At 66.0% G+C, this 13,889-nt stretch carries 10 protein-coding genes; 1 reads left to right on the top strand and 9 read right to left on the bottom strand.

What is annotated here, in order from left to right:
* Window positions 1-9: 9 nt before the first annotated feature.
* From YM304_RS10020 to YM304_RS10000, 5 genes are read right to left on the bottom strand one after another with little or no spacing between them, the layout of a single operon-like run.
* Window positions 10-1,203, bottom strand: a complete 1,194-nt coding sequence (locus YM304_RS10020; RefSeq protein ID WP_015441566.1) for an NAD(P)/FAD-dependent oxidoreductase — start codon at window positions 1,201-1,203, stop codon at window positions 10-12.
* A complete protein-coding gene (locus tag YM304_RS10015) occupies window positions 1,200-2,924 on the bottom strand; it encodes a hydantoinase B/oxoprolinase family protein (protein ID WP_015441565.1) in 1,725 nt (574 codons plus the stop codon). Before YM304_RS10015 ends, YM304_RS10020 begins: the two co-directional genes overlap by 4 nt.
* The gene (locus tag YM304_RS10010; RefSeq protein WP_015441564.1) at window positions 2,921-5,032 is read right to left on the bottom strand and encodes a hydantoinase/oxoprolinase family protein; all 2,112 of its coding nucleotides are present in this window, start codon (window positions 5,030-5,032) and stop codon (window positions 2,921-2,923) included. The genes YM304_RS10015 and YM304_RS10010 overlap by 4 nt, the downstream gene beginning before the upstream one ends.
* Window positions 5,033-5,034: 2 nt before the next feature.
* The gene (locus YM304_RS10005; protein WP_015441563.1) at window positions 5,035-5,838 is read right to left on the bottom strand and encodes an SDR family NAD(P)-dependent oxidoreductase; all 804 of its coding nucleotides are present in this window, start codon (window positions 5,836-5,838) and stop codon (window positions 5,035-5,037) included.
* A gap of 33 nt (window positions 5,839-5,871) precedes the next feature.
* On the bottom strand, window positions 5,872-6,228 hold the full coding sequence (locus YM304_RS10000; protein WP_173401479.1) for an ArsR/SmtB family transcription factor: 357 nt from the start codon (window positions 6,226-6,228) through the stop codon (window positions 5,872-5,874).
* 922 nt (window positions 6,229-7,150) lie between these two features.
* Between YM304_RS10000 and YM304_RS09995 the strand changes: the two genes are divergently transcribed.
* Window positions 7,151-7,843 (top strand): hypothetical protein, encoded by a 693-nt coding sequence (locus YM304_RS09995; RefSeq protein WP_015441560.1) that lies wholly within the window; start codon window positions 7,151-7,153, stop codon window positions 7,841-7,843.
* Between the two features lie 148 nt (window positions 7,844-7,991).
* Here the strand turns inward: YM304_RS09995 and aspS are convergent, their stop codons facing one another.
* From aspS to YM304_RS09975, 4 genes are read right to left on the bottom strand one after another with little or no spacing between them, the layout of a single operon-like run.
* On the bottom strand, window positions 7,992-9,746 hold the full coding sequence (gene aspS / locus YM304_RS09990; protein WP_041298174.1) for an aspartate--tRNA ligase: 1,755 nt from the start codon (window positions 9,744-9,746) through the stop codon (window positions 7,992-7,994).
* Window positions 9,743-11,002, bottom strand: coding sequence for a histidine--tRNA ligase (hisS, locus tag YM304_RS09985; protein ID WP_015441558.1), 1,260 nt, complete (start codon window positions 11,000-11,002; stop codon window positions 9,743-9,745). The genes aspS and hisS overlap by 4 nt, the downstream gene beginning before the upstream one ends.
* Before the next feature lie 6 nt (window positions 11,003-11,008).
* Window positions 11,009-13,264 (bottom strand): RelA/SpoT family protein, encoded by a 2,256-nt coding sequence (locus YM304_RS09980; RefSeq protein ID WP_015441557.1) that lies wholly within the window; start codon window positions 13,262-13,264, stop codon window positions 11,009-11,011.
* Between the two features lie 12 nt (window positions 13,265-13,276).
* Entirely contained in the window at window positions 13,277-13,831 is a 555-nt protein-coding gene (locus tag YM304_RS09975; protein WP_015441556.1) for an adenine phosphoribosyltransferase, read from the bottom strand.
* Window positions 13,832-13,889 lie beyond the last annotated feature (58 nt).

Below are 13,889 nucleotides of genomic sequence, written 5' to 3'. Positions count from 1 at the left end.
CTCCGGTCATCAGATGACCGCGTCCTCACGTATCGGTGTGCCGCTGACGATCCGCTCGTAGCCGAGTGGTCTGAGGTCGATCGCACGGAACTCGCCGTAGGTGATCCACTCGCTCACGCCTCGGCCGACCGCTGGGCCCTGTTGCAGGCCGTGGCCGGAGAAGCCGTTGACGAACAGAAAGTTCTCGACGTCACCGCCTGGCCCGATCACCAGGTTGTGGTCGAGGGTGTTGTAGTCGTACTGCCCGCCCCACGAGGCGACGACGTGGACCTGGTCGAACTGCGGGACGTAGCGAGCCAGCACCGGCCAGATCTTGTCTTCGAACTCGTCGTGGCGGGCTCGCAGATCGTCGTAGTCGACGGCGGTGTCGACGTCGGGTGCGGTGCCGCACATGTAGTGATTCTGCTCGCGCCGGAAGTGGACACCCGCCGGTGTGATCGTGAGCGGCACGATCGCGTCGATCGGTGTGCGACAGTCGAACACGAAGCTCGTGCGGGCACGCGGTTCGACGGGCAGCTCGAGTCCGACCATCTCGGCGATGAGCTTCGCTCGACAGCCGGCGGAGTTGACGACCCAGTCCGCACCGACGGTCGCTCCCGAAGCGAGCACCACCGACCTGACTCGACCGTCGACGACGTCGATGTCGACGACCCGATCTTTCACGTACGTCGCACCGTCGTGAATCGCCCGTCGGCGGATGCCCTGGAAGAGCGCCCACCCGTCGAACGATCCTTCGCGCATGCCGCCGAGGCGAGCGCCGACGACCTGGGTGGCGTCCATGTACGGGAAGCGCTCGCTGATCGCGTCCGGGCGCAGCATCGTCACCTCGGCGCCGGCGGCGAGTTGGTCGAGCGATTCGCGTTCGAGTTGGGCGTAGCGATCTTCGTCGTCGGCGAGGAACAGGTAGCCCGTGCCGCGAAAGTTGAGTTCGGGGGACACACCGTCGACCTGGACGTTCTCGTGGAAGTGCTCGATGAACTCGATGCCGAACCGGCTGAGTCGGATGTTCAGGTCGTTGGTGAACTGCTCGCGGATGCTGTTCTGGGCTCGCGTGGTCTGTGCGTTGTCGTAGGTCCAGTCGGGCTCCACCACCAGCACGCTGCCGTCGAAGTCGGGGTTCTGCGTGAGGAAGTAGGCCACCGAACTGCCCATCATCGCTCCACCGACGCAGACGACGTCGTAGTGCGACCGGAGCTCGGTCATGCGGAGGTGCCGTCGGGACCGACGGTCTCGGGGCTCGTGACGTACCCCTGGAGCAGGTCGTTGGCCACGGCGGCCGGGTCGCGGTCGGCAGGGTCACCGAAGCCACCGCCACCTGGCAGTTCAAGCACGAGGCGGGCGCCGGCGGGAACCACCTGTTTGCCCTTGCCCTCGAAGGGGGTGCCGTCGGAGAGGTACACCTTGCCGGGGGCACCGTCGCCGCCACCGTTGCGTCCACGTGCAGGGTGGTCGATGCGGTCGAACATCGCGGAGAAGTCGAACTGGTAGCCGTCGGTCGGGCCGAGCTCGATCACCTGGCCGAGCCCACCGCGGCGTTCGCCGACGCCGCCGCTGTCGGGTCTGATCTCCTTGCGCCACACGATGATCGGACCGACCTGCTCGGTCGCCTCGACCGACATCGTGCGGACTCCGGATGGAAACGCCGTGGCCGTCAACCCGTCGAGTGCCGGCCTCGCCCCGGTCCCGCCGCTGTTGAACATCAGCAGTTCGACCGGCGGGCGCTGGTGGTCGGGATCGGCGGATCGGGCACTGGCCTGGAAGTTCCAGAGTGCGCCGGCACCTTCGGCCGGCACGCGGTCGGGAAGTGCCGGGGCGATGGCCCCGAGGCACAGGTCGGTGACGAAGTGGCCGAGCACGTGGCGAACCGACACCGGGTGCGGGTGTTTCGCGTTGAGGATCACGTTGTCGGGGGCGCTCACGGTGAACCGTGAGAGCGAGGCGTAGTTGTTCGGCAACTCCGAGCCGATCGCGACCAGCATCCCGTAGGTGAAGTAGGCGTGGGCGTAGCCGAGCGGGACGTTGATGCCGAGTGGGCACACCGGTGAGGTGCCGGTGAAGTCGGCGTGCATGCCGTCGTCCGACACCGTGAGCGTCACCGCCAGGGTGACCGGTTCGCCGTATCCGTCGACGACCATCTCGTTGGTGTAGACGCCGTTGGCGACGCTCTCGATCGCGTCGATCGTGGCACCCGATGTGCTCTCGAACACGAAGTCGGCGATCGACTCGAGGTCGTCGAGTTCGAACTCGTCGAGCATGTCGAGCAGGCGGCGTCGACCGGTCTCGTTGGAGGCGCCGAGCCCGTGGATGTCGCCGATCACCTGGTCGGCTTCGCGCACGTTCCATCGCACCATTTGAACGAGGTCGTGGTTCAGTTCGCCTCGTTCGACCCACTTCATGATCGGGATGCGGATGCCTTCCTCGTACACCTCGCTGGCGTCTGGGCCGTATCCCCGTCCGCCGATGTCGACCACGTGGGCGGTCGACGCGAAGAACCCGATGAGTCGTTCGGCGCCGTCGATCGTGCGGAACACCGGCGTCGTCACGGTGATGTCGTGCAGGTGGCCGGTGCCCTTCCACGGATCATTGGTGATGTAGACGTCGCCAGGGAAGATGCGGTCGGGCCCGATGTCGGCGATGAAGTGCGGGACGGCATCGGCCATGGTGTTGACGTGGCCGGGGGTGCCGGTGACCGCTTGGGCGATCATGCGGCCCTGGGGGTCGAACACGCCGGCCGACAGGTCGCCGGCTTCTCTGACCGAGGTGCTGAACGCGGTGCGTACGAGCGTGAGCGCCTGTTCTTCGACGACGGAGACCAAGCGGTTCCACATCACCTGGTACTGCAACGTGCGGCGCTGGGCCGATGCGTTGTCGATGTCGTCCGTGTCGCTCGTCGGCGACCGGTCGAGGTCGAGGTCGATCGTCATGATGTTGCCTCCTGTCGTTCGGTGCGGGTGATGAGGAGTGTTCCGTCCGGTTGCACCGTGCAGCGGTGGTGCGCGCCCAGCACGGTGGTCGTCTGGGATTCGGAGATGATCGCCGGTCCGCAGATCATCTCACCGATCGCGAGGTCGCCGCGGTCGAGCGTGGACGTGGGGGTGCGTTCGCCGAGCACGGAGTCGTACGCGTCGCGGCTGGCGAACTCCTTCGCAGTGGGCGTGCCGGTCGCCGCTATCTCCGTCGGCCGGCGTCGCGGTACGACCGACGACACGCGCACCGACCAGCTGACCGCTTCGATCGCGAGGTCGTCGATGGCCCGTCCGAAGAAGACCTCGTATGCCTTGGTGAATTGTCGGGTGAGGAGATCGGCGGCACGGTCGTCGAACGCAGCGTGCTCGTCGAGCGTGACCGGGATCTCCCAGCCCTGGCCCACGTAACGCATCGACACCTGACGTTCGACGACGACGTCTGCAGAAGTGCCCTGGCGAACGAAGGCGAGGGCCTCGTCGGTGAGTTCGGCGAGCACGGCGTTCGATCCGTCGACGTCGAAGTCGGCGGTGGTGGTGTAGAAGCTGCGTACCGCTTCGTACGAGAAGGGTGCGACGAGGAACCCGATCGCCGAGCCGACACCGGCTCCGGGTGGGACGATGAGCTCGTCGAGGCCGAGCTTGTCCATCAGCCGTGCGGCGTGCAGCGGTGCGCCGCCTCCGAACGCGATCATCGTGTACCCGGCCATGTCCTTGCCGTTCTCGACGGCGTGGGCACGAGCCGCGTTGGCCATGTTCTCGTCGACGACTTCGGCGATGCCGACCGCGGCGGTCGGCGCGTCGAGCCCGAGCGGGGCTCCGACGGACGTGAGCAGGGCGCGACTGGCGAGTTCGGGTGAGAGGTCGATGTCGGTCGCTCCGAACGTGTCGGGGTGGAGGCGTCCGAGTTCGAGGTTGGCGTCGGTGACGGTGGCGTGTTCGCCGCCGAGGGAGTAGGCGGCAGGTCCTGGTTCGGAGCCCGCACTGTGCGGGCCGATACGGATCTGGCCGAGTCGGTCGACGCTGGCGATCGACCCACCGCCGGCACCGATCTCGATCATGTCGATGACGGGGATCGAGATCGGCATGCCACTCCCCTTCTTGAAGCGGGCCGTGCGGTCGACTTCGAACGTCTTGGTCGTCTGCGGGCGGTAGTCCTCGATGAGGGTGATCTTCGCCGTGGTGCCGCCCATGTCGTACGACACGACGCGGTCGCGGCCATAGCGAGCTGCGAGGTCGGCGGCGAAGATCGCTCCACCCGCAGGACCCGACTCCACGAGGCGCACCGGGAAGGCGGCTGCCGATTCGACACTCATGAGGCCGCCGCCCGAGTGAACGAGGTAGAGCGGGCACGAGATGCCGCGCTCGATGAGTTGATCTCGAAGCCGCACGAGGTAAGACGCCATGAGCGGCTGCACGTACGCGTTCGCGCACACGGTGTTGAAGCGCTCGTACTCGCGCATCTGGGGCGACACGTCGCTGCTGATCGACACCGAGAGCTGTGGGGCAGCGTCGAGCAGCGCCGCTCGCATTCGTTGTTCGTTCGTTGCGTCGACGTAGGAATGGATGAATCCGACGGCCACGGATTCGTAGCCGCTGGTGGCGATGTGAGCGGCCATCGCTGTCATCTCGTCGTCCGCGAGCGCGATCAGTTCCTCGCCGCGAGCGTTGCGGCGCTCCGACAGGGTGAAGCGGTCTTTTCGCTCGATGAGCGGCGTCGGCAGCACGATGTCGAGGTCGTACTGCTCGAACCGGCTCTCGGTGCGTGTCTCGATGACGTCGCGGAATCCTTCGGTGGTGATGAACGCGGTCTTGGCGCCGCGCCGTTCGATGAGTGCGTTGGTCGCCAGCGTCGTGCCGTGGACGAACTGCGCGACGTCGCCGACCTCGACGGCTTCGCTCGTCATGAGTTGTGTGACCCCGTCGAGGATTCCGCGTTCGGGGGCGTCATGCGTGGTGAGCACCTTCGTCGAGGCGTAGGTGCCGTCGGGCCGTTCGAGCACGACGTCGGTGAACGTGCCGCCGACGTCGGCGGCGATCCGGTTTCCGGTGGCAGCCTCGACGGTCATCGTCAGAGGTCCTCGACGGCGGGAAATGCTGATGGCGGCATGATGTCGACGGTGGCCGAGCGCTGTTGGGCGAGCATGCCGCCGTCGATCCTGATGACGTCGCCGGTGATGTAGGTGGCGTCGTCGGACGCGAGGAACAGCGCGGCGCCGGTCATGTCGCTCGGTTCGCCGATGCGGCCGAGCGGGACGTTCTCACCACGGAGCTTGCGTTGCGCCATGTCGAGGCCCGAGGTGTCGATCGAACCGGGCATGAGTGCGTTGACACGCACGTTGTACGGGCCGAGGTCGAGGGCCATCGCTCGCGTGAGTGCTTCGATGCCGCCTTTGCTGGCGTCGTAGGCGGTGAACGAGCGGTGCGCTTTGGTGGCGCCTCCCGAGCTCATGTTGATGATCGATCCGCCTCCGGCCTTGGCCATGAGGCGGGCGGCTCGGTGGGAGCACAGGAAGTGGCCCGTGAGGTTGACGTCGATGATCCGACGCCACCACGCTTCGTCGGCTTCGAAGAAGTGCAGCATGGGGCTGACGAGACCGGCGTTGTTGACCAACACGTCGATGCCGTCGAATTCGTCGACGATCCGGTCGAACATTGCGGCGACCTCGTCGCCGTTCGACACGTCGGCGGCGATGCCGATGGCGGTGCCCCCGTCGGCGACGATGCTGGCTGCGGTGGCGTCGGCGGCGTCTTGGTCGAGGTCGTTGACGACGACGCTGCATCCTTGGCCGGCGAAGCGTTCGGCCAGTGCTCGTCCGATGCCGGCACCGGAGCCGGTGACGAGGACGATCTTGCCGTTGAGGGATTCGTACATGTGGTTCCTGACGTGATTCGAGCGAGCTGCGGATCAGATCTCGGTGAGCCGTCGTGCGACGGCGGCGATCTGTGGTTCGTTGCGGCGGTAGTAGGTCCAGCCCTGGCGAGGTGTGGCGATGACCAGGTCGGCGTCGACGAGCACCTTCAGGTGACGTGAGCCCGCTGGCTGGCTGACGCCGAGCTTGTCGACGATGAACTGATTGCAGGCGCCGTGTTCGACCGGGTCGCCGTGGACCTGGGCGGGAAAGTGTGCGGCCGGGTCCTTGAGCCATTCGAGGATCTTCAGACGGCGTGTGCTGGCGAGTGCCTTGAGGACGACCTCGAGTTCGTCCAGCGTTTCGTCGAGATCGGCCTCGTCGTTCTCCAGCACCGTCTGAGCGTTCGACATAGTCATATAACTACCATGTTATGAAGTGATGACGCAAGGGCCAGGTGTCCAGGTGTCCAGGTGTCCAGGTGGCCGCCGATCCGTCGGGTAGCCGGGTCCAGAGCGTCGAGTCGACCGAGTCAGGCGTCACGAATCGTCTCACCGTTGTCGCACCAGGCCGTTCCGAATCGTCTCACCGTTGTTGCACCAGGCCGTTCCGAATCGTCTCACCACTGCCACACCGGACCATCCCGAATCGTCTCACCACTGCCACACCGGACGATCCCGAATCGTCTCACCACTGCCACACCGGACCATCCCGAATCGTCTCACGGTTGGGGGTGAGCGACGTCACGAATCGTCTCACGGTCGAGACGAGCGAGCGTGACGAATCGTCTCACCATGGCTGCGAGGCTGCATTGCGCGTGTTGGTGGCGGCGCTGCGCGGTGGGACGCCGGGCCACCCCGTTCGGGGTCTGGCTCGCGACGTCCGGCCTGCCCTCATCCGCTCGGGCTCTGGGTCCCCGCCGGCGGCCTCGACCACATGAGACGATTCGTGACCGTGTCGCCGACCGTTGTGAGACGATTCGGAACTCGCCTGCCTCACACGGGGTGAGACGATTCGTGATCGACTCCGCGCGCTGCGACGAGACGATTCGGAACTCGCCTGCCTCACAAAGGGTGAGACGATTCGTGATCAGCTCGCCGCGCCGCAACGAGACGATTCGGAACCCACCTGGCTCATGCGGGTGAGACGATTCGTGAACGAGTCCGCGCGCTGCGACGGGACGATTCCGAACGCGGTTCTGGCCCGCGCCCGGCGACACGGCTCCCGTCGGCGGTGTCCCTTCCGGGGCAGCGTCGGGCACCGCGGACCCTCCTTCGCTCCGTCGGAACGGTGCTCTCGTCAACTCTGTGACACCCTTCGAATACGTTGCCGGTCATGGCCACCGACGAGACGAACTCCGCTCCACCGTCGCACCGGAGTCCGGGTGCAGCCGCCGAAGCACCGGCCCTTCGAAGCGCTCCGACCCCACCAGCGCTCGTGTTCGACGAGCAGCTCGAACCCGACGTGAACCTGCCGAACCGGCAGTTGGCACCGATCGTGTGGGCCATGGATGATGGCGAACGGGCTCGGTTGCGGGACCGCGCCGGCCCGTGCACCGACGTCGTCGCGCTGTGGAACTGCCCGGTCTGCGAACGATCGGTCCCTCGCTGGCGGCGGCCAGGACGACATGCCGTCTACTGCTCGAACTCCTGCAAGCAGAAGGCTTATCGACACCGCTGCATCGACCGCAATCGCCGCATGCTCCAACTCGCACGCAACCCTCGCCCACGACGAGCACAGACCCGAGACGGCGTCCACGCGATCCGCGAGACCACCGATCGATCGACCGGGCGCCGCGACTCGATCGGCAGAGGTGTCACGATGTGTGGGGCGTTCGCGTCGATGTCGATCGACACGCCTCGACGGCACAGCCACCAACGATTTCTCGCCACGGCCGGCCCGTCATCGGGCCGAACGTGTCAACGATGCGTCGAACTGTCGTCGAGCCCGGTCCGCGACATCGGCGATGTCCTCAGCGCCATCACCAACCGTCCCTCGCCACCACCGGAGCATCTCGACGCGGCATGACGCCCACGGCCAACAGCGAGCAGCCAGCAGCGAGCGGCCCGTTGATGGCCAACGACTCTCGTGACGGCCCTTCGATCGGCCGCCGTGCGCCGTAGCTCCACCACCACGGCTACGGCTACGGCTACGGCTACCGCCATCGGCGATGACGTCAGTCGACCTGCGGCAACACTTTCAACCCGAGCTCCTCGAGCGCCTTGGGATCACCCGGGATCGGCGAGTTGGTCATCGGATCCTGACCCGACTGCGTCTTCGGGTAGGCGATGACCTCACGGATGTTGTCTTCGCCGGCGAGGATCGCGACCAATCGGTCGAGGCCGAACGCGAAGCCGCCGTGCGGCGGGGCACCGTACTCGAACGGGTTGAGGAAGAACCCGAACTTGCGCTCGGCCTCCTCGTCGCTGATCCCGAGCCCGGCGAAGACCTTGCGCTGCAACTCGGGCTCGTGGATTCGGATCGAACCCGAACCGAGCTCCCAGCCGTTGAGCACCAGGTCGTACGCGATCGACCGGACCGACATCGGATCGGACTCGAACTTGTCGATGTCGTCGGGGTGCGGCATCGTGAATGGGTGGTGGCCCGACTTCGGGTTGCCCGTCTCCTTGTCACGACCGACGAACAGCGGGAACTCCACGACCCACACGTACCGGTACGGCCCCTGGTGCACCGGCGGCCGGCCGATCTCGTTGCGCAGCATGCCGAGCACTTCGCACGTCGGCTCCCAATCGTCAGCGACGATCAACACGAGGTCACCCGTGGCGACGCTCATGGTCTCCTTGAGCGCAGCGACTTCGTCGTCGGACAGGAACTTCGCCACCGGCGAGTCGAATCCTTCATCGGTCGCCTTGAGCCACACGAGCCCCTTGGCGCCAGCGCTCTTCGCCTTGTCGGTCAGCTTGTCGAGCTGGTTGCGGCCGTACTCGGCAGCGCCACCGTCGACCTTGATGCCCTTGATCGCCTCGGCGCCGGCGAACGCCTTGAACTCCGTCGACGAGAAGATCGCGGTGAGCTCCTGCAGTTCCATCCCGAAGCGAAGGTCGGGCTTGTCGATGCCGAAGCGGTTCATCGCGTCGTGCCAGGTGATCCGCTCGATCGGCTCCGGACGCTCCCCCGTCACCGCCTCGGCCGCCGCCAACACCGACTGCGACACCGCATCGAGCACGTCGTCCTGATTGACGAAGCTCATCTCCATGTCGAGCTGCATGAACTCGTACTGACGATCGGCGCGCAGATCCTCGTCCCGCAAGCAGCGAGCGATCTGGTAGTAACGATCGACGCCACCGACCATCAACAACTGCTTGAACAACTGCGGCGACTGCGGCAGCGCGTAGAACGAACCCGGCTCCTTGCGCGACGGCACGAGGAACTCACGAGCACCCTCCGGCGTCGACGGAACGAGCATCGGCGTCTCCACCTCGACGAAGCCCTGATCATGCATCGAGTTGCGCACCGCCGCGTTGACGGCGGAACGAACACGCAGGTTCTTCTGCATCCGACTGCGGCGCAGGTCGAGATAGCGGTACTGCAGACGAATGTTCTCGTCGACGTCGTCGGCGCGCTCGTCGATCGGGAACGGCGGCGGTGTGGCCACGCGCAGGATCTCGACCTCGCACTCGCCGATCTCGACATCGCCGGTCGGAATGTTCTCGTTGATCGTCCCCTCGGGGCGTTCACGGACGACGCCCGTGATCTTCAGCACGTACTCGCTGCGCACGTCGACGTCGTGATTGATGACGCACTGCACGATCCCCGAGTGATCGCGCAGGTCGACGAAGGCCAGATGCTCACCGTGCTCACGGCGGCGGCCGACCCAGCCACACACGCTGACCGTCTGGCCGATGTGCTCGGAGCGGAGGGCGCCACACAGATGTGTGCGCATGGACGTGCTGGAAGCTGAATCGTTCATCGTTCTGTCTTCTGCTGGAGGTGAGCGACCACGTCGGATCGCGGGATGGTCTGTTGATCGCCGGCGTCGCGAGACATCGGCTTGACGATGGCGGTGCCATCGGCGAGTTCGTCGGCGCCGATGATGACGGCATGGGTGGCCCCGCTGCGGTTGGCCAGCTTCATCTGCGCCTTCATGCTGCGATTCTCGAAGCCGCGATCGGCAGCGAGACCCGCCGAGCGGAGCTCTGCGGTGAGTTCGACCGCAGCCGCTCCCCCGGTGACGTCGACGACGAATGCGTCGAGTACCCGTGGAGCGCTCTCGAACACCCCTTCGTCGTCGCAGGCGAGCAACGTCCGGTCGACGCCAAGTGCGAAACCGATACCGGCCGTGGCCGGCCCACCGAGCGCTTCGACGAGACCGTCGTAGCGACCGCCCCCACCGAGGGCGTTCTGCGCGGAGTCGAGCGTGAGGCCCTGGAACTCGAAGATCGTGCGCCGGTAGTAGTCGAGCCCGCGCACCAACTTCGGTTCGACCGTGAACGGAATGCCCAGCGCATCGAGACCGGCCTGCACCTTGGCGAAGTGCGCCGCCGCTTCGGCGGAGTGGAAATCGGCGATCGTGGGTGCCGATGCGATGTGCTCGGCATCGGGCTCGCGCTTGGAATCGAGCACACGCAGCGGGTTCTTCGCCAACGTGACACGGCTCTGCTCGGTGAGCCCGTCGCCCACCGCTTCGAAGTGCGAGCGCAACGCGTCGACGTACGCCTGACGATCCTCGGGCTCGCCCAGGCTGTTGACGATCAGGTTGACCTGTTGCAACCCGAGGGCTCGGTAGAACTCCCAGGCGAGCGCGATCACCTCGACGTCGAGATCGGCATCGTCGACACCGAGCACTTCGACGCCGACCTGATCGAACTGGCGGAAACGGCCGCGCTGCGGCTTCTCGTAGCGGAAGTTGGGCCCGGCGTACCAGACCTTCCACGGCGTGATCGGCCGGTGCTCGGCGAACGCCCGGCACACGCTCGCGGTGAGTTCGGGTCGGAGCGACACGTGCCGGTCACCCTTGTCGTGAAAGTCGTACATCTCCTTCGTGACCACGTCGGTGGCGTCACCGATCCGGGTGAACACGCCGATGTCCTCGATGAGCGGCGTCATCACCTGGCCGTAGCCGGCCGCTTCGACCGTGTCGGCGAAGATGTTGTGCAGCCGCCGCCAACGGGCACTCTCGGGCGGCAGGATGTCCCGCATTCCGGGGCTGGTCTGGAAGGTTGGCACGGCCGGTCAGGCTACCGGCGCGGTCGCGCCTGGCACGGTGCGATATGCGTCGTAGACCGACGGAATCCCCTTGATGGTGCGCAGCACCGAGTCGAGGTGCCCTGGATTCGCGAGTTCGAACTCGAATCGCATGCGTGCCTCACGGTCGGCCCCGGTCATGGTTTCGCACGAGACGATGTTGACCTTGTGTTCGGCCATGGCCGTGGCCACGTCACGAAGCAACTGTGACCGGTCGAGTGCGACGACTTCGATCCCGGCCGTGAACGTGGCGTTGAACCGCGCTTCTCCGTCCCAGTCGACGTCGATCATGCGCGTCGCCTGCTGGGCCATGAGCGACACGGCGTTGGCACAGTCGTTGCGGTGCACGCTCACACCTCGGCCGCGAGTGACGTACCCGGTGATGTCGTCACCGGGCACCGGTGTGCAACACATCGCCAGCCGCACGAGCATGTCGTCGAGCCCCTCGACGTGCACACCGACCTCTTGCCGTTGCCCGTCACGACGCTCACGCCGCGGCTTCTCGATGGTCGCCGGCAACTGCACGTCTTCTTCGCCGTCTCGGTATCCCCGAGCGATCTTCTGGGCGACACCGGCCGCCGACACGTGGTGCTCTCCGACCGCGGCGAGCAAGGCGTCGAGATCGGCGTATCCGAGATCGTCGATGACGGTTTCGAGCTGATGCGACTTCCACACCTCGTTGATCGGCAACGACTCGCGACGCAACTGATCGGTGAGGTCTTCACGACCCGCCTCGATCATGTCCATCCGTCGCTCGCGGCTGAACCACTGGCGGATCTTGTTGCGGGCCCGCGGCGACGCAACGAACGTCAACCAGTCCTGCGAGGGACTCGCCGTCTCGACCTTCGAGGTGAAGATCTCGCAGTTGTCGCCGCTCTGCACGACGTGGTCGAGCCCGACCAACCGACCGTTGATGCGCGCACCGATCGTGGCGTGGCCGACCTCGGTGTGCACCGCGTAGGCGAAGTCGACGGTGGTCGACCCCACCGGAAGAGCGATGACCCGACCCTTCGGCGTGAAGACGTACACCTCGTCTTGCTCGAGGTCGGTCTTGAGGCTCTGCATGAACTGGGCCGGGTCGGAGACCTCTTCTTGCCAGTCGATGATGCGCGACAACCAGTCGATGTCGGTCGCCGACGCGGTGCCGTTGTTCGAGCGGTCTTTGTACGCCCAGTGCGCCGCCACACCCCATTCGGCTCGACGGTGCATCTCCTCGGTGCGGATCTGCACCTCGATCGCCTTGCCGGACGGGCCGATCACCGTGGTGTGCAGGCTCTGATAGAGGTTGAACTTCGGCATCGCGATGTAGTCCTTGAAGCGCCCGACGACCGGACGCCAGCGACCATGGATCGAGCCCAGCGCGGCGTAGCAGTCCTTCATCGTCGGCACGATGACCCGGACCGCGACGAGGTCGAAGATGTCGTCGAACTCGAGGCCCTTCACGACCATCTTCTCGTAGATGCTCCAGAGGTGCTTGCCGCGCCCGGTGACCTCGGCGTCGATGTTGAGCTCGGTGAGGCCGGAGCGAACCTCTGCGATCGCCTTGGCGAGGAACACGTCACGCTCGGGCGTGCGGATGCGTACGAGGTGATCGAGTTCGGCGAACCGCTTCGGGTGGAGCGACGCGAACGCGAGGTCTTCGAGTTCCTGCTTGAGCTCCTGCATGCCGAGGCGATGCGCGAGCGGAGCGTAGATGTCGAGGGTCTCCTGAGCGATGCGCTGCTGCTTCTCGAGCGGCATCGCTGCGATCGTGCGCATGTTGTGCAGACGGTCGGCCAGCTTGATGACGAGCACCCGCAGGTCTTTCGCCATGGCGACGAGCATCTTGCGCATCGTCGCCGCTTGCTGCTCTTCGCGCGAGTCGAAGCGGATGCGTTCGAGCTTGGTGACCCCGTCGACGATGGCGGCGACGTCGGCACCGAAACCGTCTTCGACGTCGGACAACGTGATCTCGGTGGCTTCGACGGCGTCGTGGAGCAACGCCGCCGCGATCGACACCTCGTCGAGGCCGATCTCGGCGACGATCTGCGCCACGGCGAGCGGGTGGTTGATGTAGGCCTCACCGCTCTTGCGCATCTGCGAACGGTGTGCGTCGCTCGCGACGCGGTACGCCCGGTTGATGTTGTTGATCGGCGATTTCGGGTGACGGCGCCGGTACGAGTCGAGCAACGGCGCCAGCTCACCGAGTGCTGCCGGTGTCGACTGTTGGCGACGCCATGGCAAGACCCGATTGACGGTTCCCATCTCGAAAATCCTTCAGGAGTAGTGCAGGAGCGACTTCACCGGGCGCTCTCCGAGTTGTGCTCGACCACCGAGGTCGTCGAGCTCGATCACGAATCCGAGTCCGGCGATGACGCCTCCGAGCGTCTCGACGAGTTTCGCCGTGGCTCGTGCGGTGCCGCCGGTGGCGAGCACGTCGTCGACGATCAGAATCCGTTCGCCCGGATGGATCGCGTCACGGTGGATCTCGAGCTTGTCGGCGCCGTACTCGAGTTGGTACTCCTCGCGCACCACCGCCCACGGGAGTTTGCCGGGTTTGCGGACCGGCACGAACCCGGCGCCGATGCGATACGCCACCGCTGCCCCGAAGATGAAGCCGCGTGACTCGACACCGACGACGCGATCGACTGCGACGCCTGAGAACTCGTCGACCAGGCCGGTCACCGCCTGTGCGAAGGCTGACGAATCACCGAGCAGCGGGGTGATGTCGCGGTAGGTGACGCCGTCTTCGGGGAAGTCGGCGATGTCGCGCACGAAGCCGCGCAACGAACCGTGATCTCGTGTGCGTTCGGTGGAACCAACGGCTGCCATGTACGGAGGATATCTCCGAAGCCGCCGTCCCCGTCGGACCAGTCGGGTCCGACGGTCG

Origin of the sequence: Ilumatobacter coccineus YM16-304, from assembly GCF_000348785.1 — a bacterium.
Taxonomy (GTDB): domain Bacteria; phylum Actinomycetota; class Acidimicrobiia; order Acidimicrobiales; family Ilumatobacteraceae; genus Ilumatobacter_A; species Ilumatobacter_A coccineus.
The sequence above is the reverse complement of the archived record's forward strand: the minus strand, read 5'-3'. Positions and strand labels throughout refer to the sequence as shown.